A 13827-nucleotide genomic window follows, 5' to 3' on the forward strand; every position below is an offset into this window, starting at 1 on the left:
GTCAGATCTCCTTGTGCATGCGGATTCGCAGGTCAATCAGGTGTTCCACCTGTGCGTAATTGGGGTGTGCGATCAGGTTTTCCTGCAGGGTCTTCGGGTGCAGGTACAGGGCCATCTGGTGCAGGAAGCGCTCCAGTTCGTACTGTTTGTTGTAATCGTTGGGTTTGAGGGCCTTGAGTTTTCTGGAAAACACATGCAGCACATGCAGGGAAAGATCAGCACTCCAGCGGGGCAGAATGCGCAGCACCGTCACATCGGGCAGGCGGTCCTGGGTCAGCCAGTTTTTGATTTTTTGCTCGTGCTGGTCTGCAGGGTAAAATTCCAGCCACAAAGCATTGTGGTAGTTCTGGATGACATCCAGCCACTGCAGATTGCGGGTGTTTTTGGCCGCTTCCGTCAGGGCAGACATCAGGTGTTTGCCCCAGTCCTTGTTCTGGGCCACCATCTGCCAGAAGGCTTTTGCTTCCAGTCCAGCGAGTGCCGTCCAGAAATCAGGATCGACTTTCTGCACCACCTGCACCAGCCAGTAGCCTTTGTCTCCCAGGCCATAAATCTGGCTTTTCTCCTGGATGCCGTCTTGCTTCCAGTCTTCCGGGAGGGTGTCTGGGAGTTGCACCTCCAGTTTGAAGTCGGGCTGGCCTTGCAGTTTTTTCATCACACTGAGTTGAACAGGTTGTTTGACGATCAATGTGCTGGCCCGTTGCTGCATGCGTTTCTGGTAGGCAGATTCTGGCAAACGGGCCAGCAAGGTGCCTGCCTCTTCCCGGACCCCTTTTGCACGGTCTGCCAGTGCTGCTTCTAAAAAGGCTTCATCTGCACCGGAAAGCCCTGAATGAAAGGTCTGCAAAAAGCTTTCCCGGTCTGCTGCTTTTTCCTGCTTCCATCCGGTTTCCAGCAGGGTTCTGGCCTGTCGGGGGTCCAGCTGGCGCAGCTTCTCAAGGTGCTGGCGGCGCTCCTGGGGGGTGCCGTTTTCCCAGTCCTGTTCGGTGCCCTGGGCCTGAACCGCCCACTTCCAGCGGGGATTCTGGCGGGCCAGCCAGTTGCCCCGTTCCCCCATCACAGCATTCAGAGGCACCCTCAGTTCTGTTTCTGCAGTGGCGGTTTCCAGCAAAGAGGGCAGCAGGGCATGCGGCACCCGCCAGCGCCTCTGTTGCAGCAAATTCAGGATTTCGGGCAGGAGCAAGGAAGAGGTGGCCTGCACGGCTTGCAAGACAGAAGTGGCAGCAGGGCTGCATTCTGGCAGCTTTTCCAGAGCGGCTTTTTCAGCCGTGTGAGCGGGCGCAGCCTGGGGTTCTCTGGACACCCTCAGGTACAGGCCCAGGGCTGCCAGTGAAAAAAGGGCCTGTTCTTCGGGGGTGCCCTGCGGTACAGGCAGTCCTTCTGGGAGGTTTGCGGCTTCTGGCTGCCTGGCGGTTCCCAGAAGCACCTGCTTTTTGAGGGTTTCCCAGGCAGAGGTGGCTGTCACTGGTGGCCTCCTTTCAGGGCAATGGCCTGTCCTTCTACAAATGCGCTGAAGGGCACAAAAACCCCTCCGTTGTATTGCCCGAAAAGCTGAATGGGTTTGCCACCAGAGAGGGCCAGCAACGTCCAGAAATCCTGGTCGTACACAGAGGTGGGAAGCACCTGGCCCTGACTGTCCTGAAACAGGGGTCCACGGTCTGGTTTGCTGACCGTGATCCCGGAAATCAAAGCTGGAAAAGCCACCATCCAGGGGTTCTGAGCAACTGCAGCAGCATAACCGTCCAGCATGGACTGAAGGTTGGGATGCGCTTCCGGTTCGGCCTCGGTGAGCATCACACTGGAGGTCTTGACCAGTGCCCTCAATGGAAAACCGCTGACAAAGTAGACCAGTTCTGCATACAGCACACTTCCCACAGCGTAAATGCCATTGAAGCTGGGCTGACCGTGGGCGTAATCCAGCACCATGGCGTATTTCTGGCTGCTGAGGCCGTAAAAATACGTCTGGCGGGTCCACAGGCGTTCATCGGATTCGGTTTTCTGTCCGATCACCAGCCAGTCGTCTTTGATCCCGTCCTGCAGCAGCAGGGCTTTCTGGTCCTGGGTGAACCCGATGGCGGTTTTCACATCCTGTTGCAAGAGTTCGGGAAGGGTGTCCAGGCGGTCAAAGGCTTGCAGCAGCAAAAAGAGGTCTCCCAGCTGGCGCATCAGGGAACCGGGAAAATCCTGACCATGGGCACTGAAATTGAGGCCCCGCACCATGCGGGCCAGACCGGGGGCCTGGGCATCGATGAGGCGGCGTTCCATGTTCTCTCTGTCGCGCAGGGTCTGGGGGTTCACCTGGGCCAGTCCCGCGTGCAGCAAATCCGAGAGCCAGACTTTGAGTTCCTGGATGCCTCCTTCCACCTTGTTTTCACGGGCCTGCTGCCTTTTGGCCTGCTGGGCAGCATCAACGGGTTTGTCTTCTTTTTCTTTTCTGGCACTTTGTTTGGCCTGACGGCCTTCCAGCCATTCGGTCACCCACCCTGGAGGCACTGTGTCCTTCAGCACGGCGGGGGTTGCTGCGTACATCAGCATCAGGCCGATGGCATGCTTGCAGGGAAATTTTCGGCTGGGACAGGAACATTTGGTGTTTAAATCGCTGAAATCCACACGGGTCTGGTAGGGTTTGCTGCCACTGCCCTGGCATTCTCCCCACAGCGCCTGAGTGTTGGCCCCCAGGGTCACCCATTTTTTGGGTCCGCTGAGGCCCTGTCCGGCTTTCTGGGAGGCGGCATCTGGAGCAAGACCGAGCACCTGAGCTTCTGTTAATTGCACAATAACCTCTCTTGTTATGTTATATACAAAATCCATCCTGTTGGCAAGATGGACGGCTCACCCTCACTGTGCTGTTCAAGCCCCATAATAAAACAGACATGCGTAAAATCCTTATCCTCGCACTTGCCAGCCTCTCTGTGGCCCATGCACAACTCATGAACCCCCAGGAATTCATCCTCAATTCCACATATTTCAAGGGGTACCAGAAAGCGGCAGATGGCAGTTACAAAAAGGGTTTCAACACCCTCAAACTCACCACCAAAGCAGGTCTGGTTTTAAAAGCCGAATTCACCAGCAACGCCACCACCCTGGAAACCGCATCCCAGATGGTGGCTTACCTCACAGGGTACGGAGAGGGGTTTGACCAGTCGGTGCTGGATTTCTGGAAACAGAACCAGAAACAACTTGCCAATGGCCTCTCGGTGCTGGACCAGGAAAGCCAGTACAACATCAGCCTGGTGCAGCAAAATGGCCTGCTGGGGCTCTCTGTCGAACGGTACCAGTTCCCCGAATCCACCTTTCCAAAAGACGTGCCCACCTACGGAGATTCCAAAGCAAAGGTGGCCATTCGCATCCTCAGCGATTACCAGTGCCCTTACTGCAAACAACTGGCGACCACCGTGCTGGCCAGCTGGAAAAAGCAGGCTTCCCTTCTGGGCTTCAAAATCGAGCACCACCCCTTCCCCCTGAGCTACCACAAGAACGCCTTCATTTCAGCCGAGGCTTCCGAGTGTGCCCAGGCCCAGGGCAAATTCTGGGAGTTCACCGATGCAGCCTTCCAGAACTGGGACTGGACCCAGAAAGATGTGCTGGGGGCCATGAAAGATTTCTCCCAGATGGCCACCAACCTGAAGATGGACACCAAAAAGTTTGACACCTGTCTCTCCAGCCACCAGTTCAAAGACAAAGTCAATCTGGGCCTGAAAACCGGAGAGAATGCCAGATTGACCGGGACCCCATCTGTATATGTCAATGGCTTTAAAGTCAGCAGTTACACCGACTGGAAAGAAATGCTCACCCTGATTCAACTGTCACAGTAAGGTCTTCCCTTCCAACAGCCCGAGCACCCCTCGGGCTTTTTTCTGCATATGGGACTTTAAAACTCAATAAACTTGACAATGCTACACTCAATTTATATTATTGTATTAATGAAGTTGAGCGTTGTGCCAACCCCCACCCGTGAAAAATCTGACTGCCTTCAGGCAGCAGGTTCTTTACCCTTGAAACAGGAGGACCTATGAACCCCGAGCGTTTCACCGAAAGCGCTTTGCAGGCGTTTCAGGAGGCCCAGCAGCTGGCCACCCAGAACCAGAACCAGCAAATTGCGCCCCTCCACCTGCTGATTGCGCTGCTTTCTGATCCCAACACCCACAAAGTTGTGGAACTGGCCGGAGGCAATGCCAGTGCCGCCCTGAACATCCTGCGCGGAGACCTCACCAAACTCCCCAGGGTGAGCAGTGGTGCAGGCATGTACCTGGATTCCAGCGTTCCCAACATCTTCAACAAAGCAGAAGAAATCGCCAGTGAGCTGCAGGACAGTTTCATTGCTGCAGATGCTTTTCTGGTGGCGGCCACCAGCGAGTACAGGGGCCGCGCTTTGCCCTCTTTCAAGGACCTGAGGGCAGCCCTGAAGCAGGCCCGAGGAGGCAAAACTGTGAGCACCAAAACCGCAGAACAGAACTTTGATGCCCTGGAAAAATACGGTCTGGATTTGACCGAGCGGGCCAGAGAAGGCAAACTGGACCCGGTGATTGGCCGCGATGAGGAAATCAGGCGCAGCATGCAGATTCTGCTGCGCCGCACCAAAAACAACCCTGTTCTGATCGGTGAGCCTGGTGTTGGTAAAACTGCGATTGCAGAAGGTCTGGCACAGCGCATCGTCAAAGGGGACGTTCCCGAGGGCCTGCGCAACAAACGCATCGTGACCCTGCAAATGGGAAGCCTGCTGGCCGGGGCCAAATACCGCGGTGAATTCGAGGAGCGCCTGAAAGGCGTGATCCAGGAGGTCATCGACAGCGCTGGAGAGGTGATCCTCTTCATCGATGAGATCCACACCATTGTGGGCGCAGGCAAAGCCGAAGGGGCAGTGGATGCAGGCAACATGCTGAAACCCGCCCTGGCCCGTGGCGAACTGCACCTGATCGGGGCCACCACCCTCAAAGAGTACCGGGAAATCGAGAAAGATGCGGCTCTGGAGCGCCGTTTCCAGCCCGTTTATGTGGAAGAACCCTCTGTCGAGGACACCATTTCGATCCTGCGCGGAATCAAGGAGCGCTACCAGCTTCACCACAACGTGGAAATCACCGACCCTGCGCTGGTTGCTGCTGCCACCCTCTCCCACCGTTACATCTCAGACCGCCAGTTGCCAGACAAGGCCATTGACCTGATTGATGAATCCGCTGCCCGCCTGCGCATGGCCCTGGAATCCAGCCCTGAGCAGATTGACGCGCTGGAACGCCGCAAACTGCAACTTGAAATCGAACGGGAAGCCCTCAGGAAAGAAAAAGACGAGGAATCCCAGAACCGCCTTCTGGACCTTGAGCACCTGCTGAAAGACATCACCGAGGACCTGTCCCATTTGAAGACCCGCTGGGAATCTGAACGCCAGGAACTTGCTGAGATCAAGCAGAAACGCGAACTGCTGGACCGAATCCGCACCGAAATTGAGCAGGCAGAACGCAACTACGACCTCAACAAGGCTGCAGAATTGAAGTACGGCAAACTGCCCGTGCTGGAAAAAGAAGTGCTGGACCTGGAGAAGAAACTCAAAGGTGCAGAATTTGCCCACCAGCAGGTCACAGACGAGGACATCGCCTCGATTGTCTCCCGCTGGACCGGCATTCCTCTGGAAAAACTGCTGCAGGGTGAACGCGAAAAACTGCTGAACCTGGAAGACGAACTGCACAAACGGGTGATCGGACAGCATGAGGCCATCCAAAGCGTTGCAGACGCTGTGCGCCGTGCCCGTGCAGGCCTGAACGATCCCAAACGTCCTCTGGGCAGCTTTGTGTTCCTTGGCCCCACAGGGGTCGGGAAAACCGAGCTTGCCAAGGCCCTGGCTTCCTTCCTCTTTGACACCGAAGACGCCATGGTGCGCCTGGACATGTCCGAGTACATGGAGAAACACAGCGTGTCCAGATTGATCGGTGCCCCTCCTGGATACGTGGGCTACGAGGAAGGGGGGCAACTCACCGAGGCCGTGCGCCGCAGACCCTACAGCGTGATCCTGCTGGACGAAATTGAGAAAGCCCACCACGATGTATTCAACACCTTGCTTCAGGTGCTTGATGATGGCCGCTTAACGGACGGTCAGGGCCGCACCGTAGACTTCAAGAACACCGTGATCATCATGACCAGCAACGTGGGTTCGCACTTCATTCTGGAAGCTGCCCAGCATGGCGGCATCAGCGAAGCCACCAAACACCAGGTGATCAGTGAGCTGCAGCGCTCTTTCCGGCCCGAATTCCTCAACCGCATCGATGACATCATCGTGTTCGATGCCCTGAATCCCGAAGACCTGCGCCGCATTGTGGACATCCAGCTTTCTGGCTTGCGCAACCGTCTGGCAGAGCGCCGCGTCACCCTGACCCTGACGGACGCGGCCAAGGACCATCTGGCCCGCGTGGGTTACGATCCACAATTTGGAGCCAGACCCCTGAAAAGGGCCATCTCAAAGGAAATTGAAACCCCACTGGCCCGTGAAATCCTCTCTGGCAAAGTGCCAGACAACTCCCAGGTGGTCATTGACTTCCGTGAGGGCAAACTGCTGTTCAATCCCCAGTTTGTGAACTGATCCCTGCACAGAAGACCTGCAGCAAGATTCTTGAATCAGGCAAATTCACTCAAAGCCTGGAACCTTAAAATTCCGGGCTTTTTGCTTTGCTTACACACCCGTAACACTTAACAGTTGAAAAGCAGTTTTGAAGGAATTTAAAAACCCAGAGAACAGAGTTTTTTGAGGTATTTTTCACTGAACCTTATTTTTTATTGCCAGATGAGGTGACATGCTCACAAAGACACTGCATATTGGCTTTTGATGTGTTTCTTGTTAGAATCACCTGTCTATACCTCAACAGGTAGGAGAAATCCCATGAAAAAACTTGTAATCAGCATGCTGCTCGCACTTGGAGCGGCACAGTCCACTGATGCACCTTCACAAATGGACGATGGCGGCAATGGCGGCAAAACCATTCACCTGGCCATCGTTGGCCCCTACAGCAAAAACGACCCGGTTGCCGAACAGATCCGCATGGCCACCGAACTGGCCCTGGAAGAAGCCAGAGAATACATCAGCGTGAACTTCGGCTGGCAGCTGGACACCATCACCATCGACGATCAGGACGACCTCGGAAATGTGGGCAAAGTGGTCAAACAGCTCAATGCAGATTCACGGCTGGTGGGCGTGATCAGCGCCTCCAACTCGGAAATCACCGCAGAACTGGTGGAACAGCTGTCCAGAGACAAAATTCCGGTGATCTCCTCCACGGCCACCTCCAACATGCTCACCGAGCGCAACTTCCTGAACTTCAACCGCCTGATCCCCAGGGAATCCACCCAGGGGGCCATCGTGGCCGATTTCATGCAGAAATCCCTGGTGGCCAGAAAAGTCTACATCCTCAACGACAAAACCAGCTCTGGTGAAGACCTGGCCAGTGCCGTGCGCAGCACCCTGAACCAGAGCAAAGTCGAAGTGGTCAGTTACGACGGCATCCCCGACCAGACTTACTTTGCTCCCGCCCTGATCAAAATCAAGAACTACAAACCCGATGTGATCTTCTACGGAGGCAAAGCCGAACTGGGGGCCGAATTCATCAAAGCCCTGCGCAACGCCGACATCGATGCGCCCTTTGTGGGCGGGGCCGGACTGGACACCCCCACCTTCACCAGACTGGCAGGCAAAGCTGCTGTGGGCACCTACTTCAGCACCGTGGTGGGACCCACCGAGGGGTACGCCTACGCAGATGACTTCCTGAAAACCTTCAAGAAAACCTACCGCAAGGAAGCCACAGGCTGGGCCATTCTGGCTTACGACTCTGCCAAGGTGATGATCAAAGGCATCGCCAGGGCCGCCGTCATGAAAGACACCGACCTGGGCAAAATCCCCAGCCGCAGCGCCATCATGGAAGGCATCCGCAGCCTCAGTGCCCAGGACCTCGCCACCGGAGATGTGCGTTTCAACAAGAAAGGCGACCGCTCAGGCACCACCCTGTTCATCATGAAAGTGGGCAGCAACCTGGAACCCAGCATGATCCGCAAGGTGGGGGCGGAGCAGTAAGAATGCCGAGGGCCGAGGGCGTACAGTGCCAGAGCAAAAGCAAACTGTAAAGAGCAAAATGCTCAGGCAAAAACTTTCTTGATTTGCTCTCTGCTCTGGGCTCTCGGCTCAGAGCTACTTCTTCACATCCAGCAAAACCGTTTGCTCTTTCTCGGTCACCGATTTCACTGTGCCCAGGTCTTCCACCACCCAGCTTGTGGCATGGGTGACCACGGGTTTCAGGAAGTCCAGCACGGGAAGGGTCATGCCTTCTGGGGTGGCGTTGCCGCCCTGCAACTGGGATTTGAGGTCTTCCAGCATGGGGCTGGAGAACACCGAAGTGATGGTGGATTTCAGCTTCCAGGCGGTAAAAGTGCCTGCTGGAACCGTGACGCTTTCCTGTCCGACCACTTCTTCTTCCCCTTTGATGGAAAAGGTCATGGTCATGCCTTCGGTTTCCCCTTCAAAGCTGTACTCGTAGGTCCATCGGGTGCCCACATTCCAGGTGCCCAGGGGAAGGCGGGTGCCTTTGGAGGTCACCTTGCTGACCCTGAAGCGATCCATGCCGGGTCCAGTCATTTGCTGGCTGTCCAGCGACATGTACCCGACTTCACCGCAGGTCCAGTGGGAAAGCAGCTTTTTGCCATCGTTGAAAGACATCAGCAGGGTGAAGCCTTCTGTTCCGATTTCCGGGTAGGTCTGCTGGTAGGTCTGGATCTGGGTTCCGGTGTTCTGGTAGGTCCAGGTCCAGTCGGGGCGCACCGGGAAGTAAGGGCTGTCGCATCTGGCCTGGGCCACACTGAGCAACAAAAGTCCGGTCCCAAGAATTTTTTTCAGCATGGGCATCTCCTTTGATGCTTTCAGCATAGGGAGCACACAAGCTCAGAGATCTTAAGCGGCCTTTTTAACATTGTTAAGCTGCCAGGTGAAGGTGCAAAGACCCCAGCGTGAAAAAGCCTGCCTGCAAATGCTTCACATCAGGCAGGCTTTCGTGATTCAGGCGTGCTGTTCGGATTGCCTGGCCTGGATGATTCTGCCCTGCAGGTGCTGGGGTACCTCTGCGTAATTGCTGAATTTCAGGGAGTAGGCTCCGCGTCCTCCGGTGATGGAGCGCAACTGGGCGCTGTATTCCTGCAGTTCTGACTGGGGCACCAGTGCACGCACCACGGTGAGGTTGCCGTCGGTGTCCATGCCCAGGATCTGTGCCCGTTTGCCTTGCAGGTCGGCCAGCACATCGCCCATGCTGGTTCCGGGGATGTAGACGTTCAGTTGCAGGATGGGTTCCATCAGGATGGGCTGGGCTTTGGACATGGCTTCCCTGAAGGCCAGTCCTGCTGCCATCTTGAAGGCAATGTCTGAAGAGTCCACCTCGTGGTAAGACCCGTCGTAGACCACCACTTTGATGTTCTGCACGGGGTATCCTGCCAGTGCTCCTTTGCTCAGGCTTTCTTCCACCCCTTTGTGGATGCTGGGGATGTATTTGCTGGGCACCACCCCACCCACCACCTCCGAGGCGAATTCAAAGTTTTCTCCGCTGGGTTCCAGCCTGAGCCAGCAGTCTCCGTACTGGCCGTGCCCTCCGGTTTGCTTCTTGTATTTGCCCTGGGATTTTGCTGTGGTTTTGATGGTTTCGCGGTAAGGAATTTTCGGTTTGCTGGTGGTGACCTGCACACCCAGCAAAGCCAGTTCTTCAATGGCCAGGTTCAGGTGCATGTCTCCCAGTCCAGAAAGCACCCATTCTCCGGTTTCGCTGTTGCGGGCGAAGGTCAGGGTGGGATCATCGTCCAGCAGGCGGCCCATCTGGGTGGTCAGTTTGTCCTCATCCTGGCGGGTTTTGGGGTGCAGGGCCATGGACACCACCGGATCAGGCAGGTGCAAGGGGCCGTAATCGATCAGGTGGTGCGGATCGCAGAGGGTTTCTCCGGTTTTCACATCGCTGATCTTGGTGAGGGCTCCAATCATGCCTGCCGTGAGTTCGGGCACCTCCTGCAGGTCCTTGCCATTCAGGGTGTACAGGTGGGCCGGGGTGGAGGTGGTCCCTCTGGAAGCGTTGTAAATGGGCTGTCCGGGCTTCAAGGTGCCTGACCACACCCGCACGTAGGCCACTTTCCCCAGGAAGGGATCGGTGGAAGAGCGGAACACGCGGGCACTGAAGGGGGCATCTGGAGTGGGAGGGCGGGTTTGCCCATCCACAGCCACAAATGCAGGCCGCTCTGCAGCTTCCCGCTCGATGGTGACCAGCAAATCCAGCAGGGCGTCCACCCCGATCAGGGTGGTGGCTGAAACCGGAACCACCGGGTCAATCTGCCCAGTTTTAAACGCGGTCAGCAGGGCCTTGTTGAGTTCCTGCAAGGTCACTTCCTCATCTGCCAGGTAACGCTCGATCAGTTCTTCATCGGTTTCCACGATGCGTTCAACGAGTTTGGCCCGGTACTCCTGCACCTGGTCCTCGTATCCAGCGGGGATGTCCACGACCTGCTCTCCGATGTAGGCCTTGCGGGAAAGCAGGTCAATGACCCCGGAGAAGTCTTTTTCTTTGCCAATGGGCAGGTGGGTGGCCACCACCGGACCAGAAATTGAGGCTTCCAGGCCAGAGAGCACCTCAAAAAAATCCGCGCGATCCCGGTCCATTTTGTTGACGGCGATGATGCGCGGCATTCCAAATTCGTCGGCGGTCTTCCAGACCCTTTCGGTACCCACCTCCACGCCTGAAACTGCACTGACCACCACCAGGGTGTTGTCTGCACTGCGCAAGGCTCCCCGGATTTCGCCCACAAAGTCTGCAAATCCAGGCGTGTCCAGCAAAGTCACCTGGCTTTCATGCCAATTGAAAGGGAGCACCGATGTGAAAATGCTCATCTGGTGCTCCTGTTCCAGTGCCGTGTGGTCTGAGTGGGTGTTTTTCTGCATCACCGCTCCCAGACGTTTGATTTGACCTGCCCGGTAAAGCATGGCTTCTACCAGACTGGTCTTGCCGACCCCGCTGTGCCCCACCACCGAAACATTAAAGCGCATAACGCCTCCTCGGGAAATGAGTCGCCCTCTGTCCTGCTCTGGCAGGTTCAAGAATCCTTAAGAATCTGCCGCACTGGCGTCTCAGGAATGCTGGGCTAATGGTTGGAGTGCCAACAATGGTAATGACTGTGTATGTAGCATCATACAACTTTCTTACAGGACAAAAGACCATCCTTCATGGCGGCTCAAGGGAAAGTCAAGGGGTCCCCTAAAGCTGGACTGCGTTCATTCATCTTTTTCATTTTTTTTTGTTGTGTCACACAATAAAAGCTGAAGCCACGCTGAAGTATAAAGATTTGGTGAACCAAAATCGCCCTCCCAGAGAATTAAAACTTGTTTTAACAACTGCAATAAAACTGTCAGGATTTTCCCTTAGAATAAAAGTAACTCAGATCTGAGGGTGAGGCCACTTCTCCAACACCATCCCAAGGCACCTCGTCCAATGGTCCGCAGCCTGCAAAGGAGGACAGTATGAAAATCGATACGATCACCCTAGAAGTCCTGGCGGATCAGCGCGAAGAATTACGCTCTGAAACGGATGAAGAGGCCCAGCGCCGTGCAGCCATCGCCTCTCTCGCCCACCTCGATCCTGATGCTGTTTTCGCTCACCTGCAATCCCTCTCTCCTTCTTTGCGTCGTCCCACCCAACAGCAAACCACCCTGCAATGCTGAATTCCATCTTCCCGCAGGGCAAAACGTAAAAAACCCCGAGTTCTGAGCGATCAGGCCCGGGTTTTTTCTTGTGCCTGCTCGGGTTTTTCTGGTTTCTCGGTCTCTGTTCCCCTGAGGGCCTGAATGGCACGTCTTAAGGGCTCTGGAATGGGCACCCCGGCTTTTGCCATCTGTTCCACAATGGAAAACAGTTCGTTGCCCAGCAACACATAGGCCACAGCATTTCTGAGGGTTTGCTGCTGTGAAAGCACCAGATCGACCTGATGGGCTGCAATTACCATCAGCCACAGCAGGATTTTTTTCAAAAGGGTTCTTAAAAAGTGCTCTTTTCTGACCCTTGGACGAATGGATTGCACAATGGTGCGGGTCAGCACATCCAGCAGCATCAGGATGAGCAGGGCAGGCAGGGTGGGATGACCAGGTCCCAGAACCCACTGGGTGAACGTTTCGAGGTGCAGCATCAAACTCCTTTCTTCAGCTCTCCAGGACGACACCGGAAGCTGAAATTCTGTCTTTACGGAATCACTACGCTGTATTTCGCTATTTACATCATCCAGTTTAGCATTATAATGCTAAATAACAAGATCAGGCGTTTCCCTGATGGCATCCATCCGCCAAAAGTCCTAGCATTGTATTGCTAAGCAGTGTGATCAAGCAGTGTGAAAACAAGAGGTCTGCATGTCCACCCGAACCCGCACTTCCAGAGACATCCCCCGCTGGGCCGAAGCCCTGCGTTTGCGCCGCACCAGACTGGGCCTTTCCCAGGAAGAGGTGGCCCGGCGCTGTTCTGACCTGCTGGTTCAGCGCACGGTTTCTGCCCTGGAAACCGGAGTGATCGACCTGAAAGACCTCTCGGTGGGACGGCTGCTGGCCCTCTCAAAAGCTCTGGACTGGTCCCTGTACGACCTGCAGCAGGCCACCCGCCTGAACCTGGGCATCCAGACCCCCGAAGGGCAGCTCTCCCCTGCTCCAGTCCACACCTTTCCGCTGTATCCCCTGCAGGAAGCCAGCAAACCGCTGGACCAGATGAAACCTTTTGCAGATTATCCTGCTCCGGTCTGGAAAAGGGACGTGCGTCCGGGGCTTTATGTGTTCTTTGAAGGCCACCACCCCATCACCGGTGGGAAGTTGCATCACATCGACACCGCAGACCTTGAACTTGAAACGGGCCATGCCTATTTGATCGTGCACCAGGACATCCCCCGGATGTGTGACTATCAGGAAACTTCATCTGCACACGGCAACATCGGCCTTTTTCTTTGCAGCGATGGTCGTTTCATTCCCGCCCCGGACGCCCTGCTTGTCGGGCGTCGTTACCTGCTCAGCCGCATTGAGCGGGCCTGATTGCATTCAGATCCCCAGGAGGCCCCGTGTACAGATTCAGCAAAAACAGCCTGCCCCAGCATTCTGCTCAGCGCAAAATCACTGTCCCTCTCTATGCTTTTGCACTTGCCAGTGAACCCCTGGACGAAAGCCCGCTGGAGAAACACGGGCTGACCCAGGTGCTGGAAGATTATTACAGGCCCCAGTATTTCTACTTCACGGTGCAAGGCAACAGCATGGACAACGGCACGGACTTCTCCATTCTGGACGGAGACACCCTGGTGGCAGACACCAACGACCTCAATGCACGTCAGGGGCACATCTATTTGTGGGAAATTCCAGGGCTGGGACCCTGCATCAAAAAACTGGGGCACACCGCAGAACTGGGAGACTGCCTGATCAGCCTGAACCCGGCCCACCGTCCTTTTATTCCGCTGGATGGGGCCAGACCCATTGGTCGGGTGATCGGAAAACTGCTGCCTTCTGGAACTGTGGTGTTCATCCGTTGAAACTCTGCTGGATGGTCAGGGAAACTTCGTATGGTCAGGCCTCCGCTGATCCGTTACACTTTTCTGACAGATCAAGAGCTTTCTTCTCTGGCCCCACCTGTTCCTCCCCTCGGGTGGGGATTTTCATGTGGGGCCAGCAAGCAGCGCTTGCACTGGTCGAAGCATGCGTCTTGGGCAAAACGCGAATCCGCAAGCTGTCTTGACCCTAAAACGTGCTCCCCGAACGGCCGGGTTCGCACTGGTCGCTGGATTCTCTGCCCTATGTCCTGTGCAGAAGGC

The 13827-nt window shown here is 55.7% G+C and carries 11 protein-coding genes; 6 read left to right on the forward strand and 5 right to left on the reverse strand.

Annotated features, from left to right (window positions below):
• Nucleotide 1: 1 nt before the first annotated feature.
• Nucleotides 2-1465 (reverse strand): DUF5691 domain-containing protein, encoded by a 1464-nt coding sequence (locus tag IEY52_RS23175; protein ID WP_189007769.1) that lies wholly within the window; start codon nt 1463-1465, stop codon nt 2-4.
• Complete coding sequence (locus tag IEY52_RS23180) at nt 1462-2775, reverse strand: SWIM zinc finger family protein (protein ID WP_189007772.1); 1314 nt, start codon at nt 2773-2775, stop codon at nt 1462-1464. Before IEY52_RS23180 ends, IEY52_RS23175 begins: the two co-directional genes overlap by 4 nt.
• A gap of 98 nt (nt 2776-2873) precedes the next feature.
• On the opposite strand from IEY52_RS23180, the gene IEY52_RS23185 reads away from it, so the two are divergent.
• The 3 genes from IEY52_RS23185 to IEY52_RS23195 all read left to right on the forward strand — a co-directional run bounded on the left by IEY52_RS23185 (nt 2874) and on the right by IEY52_RS23195 (nt 8050).
• Complete coding sequence (locus IEY52_RS23185; RefSeq protein ID WP_189007775.1) at nt 2874-3815, forward strand: DsbA family protein; 942 nt, start codon at nt 2874-2876, stop codon at nt 3813-3815.
• A gap of 197 nt (nt 3816-4012) precedes the next feature.
• Complete coding sequence (gene clpB, locus IEY52_RS23190; protein WP_189007778.1) at nt 4013-6568, forward strand: ATP-dependent chaperone ClpB; 2556 nt, start codon at nt 4013-4015, stop codon at nt 6566-6568.
• Nucleotides 6569-6865: 297 nt separating this feature from the next.
• Nucleotides 6866-8050, forward strand: coding sequence for a branched-chain amino acid ABC transporter substrate-binding protein (locus IEY52_RS23195; protein WP_189007781.1), 1185 nt, complete (start codon nt 6866-6868; stop codon nt 8048-8050).
• Nucleotides 8051-8164: 114 nt separating this feature from the next.
• On the opposite strand, the gene IEY52_RS23200 is transcribed toward IEY52_RS23195, so the two are convergent.
• Nucleotides 8165-8869: a hypothetical protein gene (locus IEY52_RS23200; protein WP_189007784.1), complete on the reverse strand. Its 705-nt coding sequence runs from the start codon at nt 8867-8869 to the stop codon at nt 8165-8167.
• Nucleotides 8870-9025: 156 nt separating this feature from the next.
• Nucleotides 9026-11044, reverse strand: coding sequence for an elongation factor G (fusA, locus tag IEY52_RS23205; protein ID WP_189007787.1), 2019 nt, complete (start codon nt 11042-11044; stop codon nt 9026-9028).
• A 471-nt stretch (nt 11045-11515) separates the two neighbouring features.
• Here fusA and IEY52_RS23210 point away from each other — a divergent pair, with 471 nt between their 5' ends.
• Nucleotides 11516-11716, forward strand: a complete 201-nt coding sequence (locus tag IEY52_RS23210; RefSeq protein ID WP_189007791.1) for a hypothetical protein — start codon at nt 11516-11518, stop codon at nt 11714-11716.
• A 50-nt stretch (nt 11717-11766) separates the two neighbouring features.
• Here IEY52_RS23210 and IEY52_RS23215 read toward each other — a convergent pair whose 3' ends face one another.
• Nucleotides 11767-12177: a phage holin family protein gene (locus IEY52_RS23215; RefSeq protein WP_189007793.1), complete on the reverse strand. Its 411-nt coding sequence runs from the start codon at nt 12175-12177 to the stop codon at nt 11767-11769.
• A gap of 217 nt (nt 12178-12394) precedes the next feature.
• Here IEY52_RS23215 and IEY52_RS23220 point away from each other — a divergent pair, with 217 nt between their 5' ends.
• Together IEY52_RS23220 and IEY52_RS23225 are read left to right on the forward strand one after the other, a co-directional pair.
• Nucleotides 12395-13060, forward strand: coding sequence for a helix-turn-helix domain-containing protein (locus IEY52_RS23220; protein WP_189007796.1), 666 nt, complete (start codon nt 12395-12397; stop codon nt 13058-13060).
• Nucleotides 13061-13086: 26 nt separating this feature from the next.
• Complete coding sequence (locus IEY52_RS23225; protein WP_189007799.1) at nt 13087-13548, forward strand: S24 family peptidase; 462 nt, start codon at nt 13087-13089, stop codon at nt 13546-13548.
• Nucleotides 13549-13827: the final 279 nt, after the last annotated feature.

Origin of the sequence: Deinococcus roseus, from assembly GCF_014646895.1 — a bacterium.
Lineage (GTDB): Bacteria > Deinococcota > Deinococci > Deinococcales > Deinococcaceae > Deinococcus_C > Deinococcus_C roseus.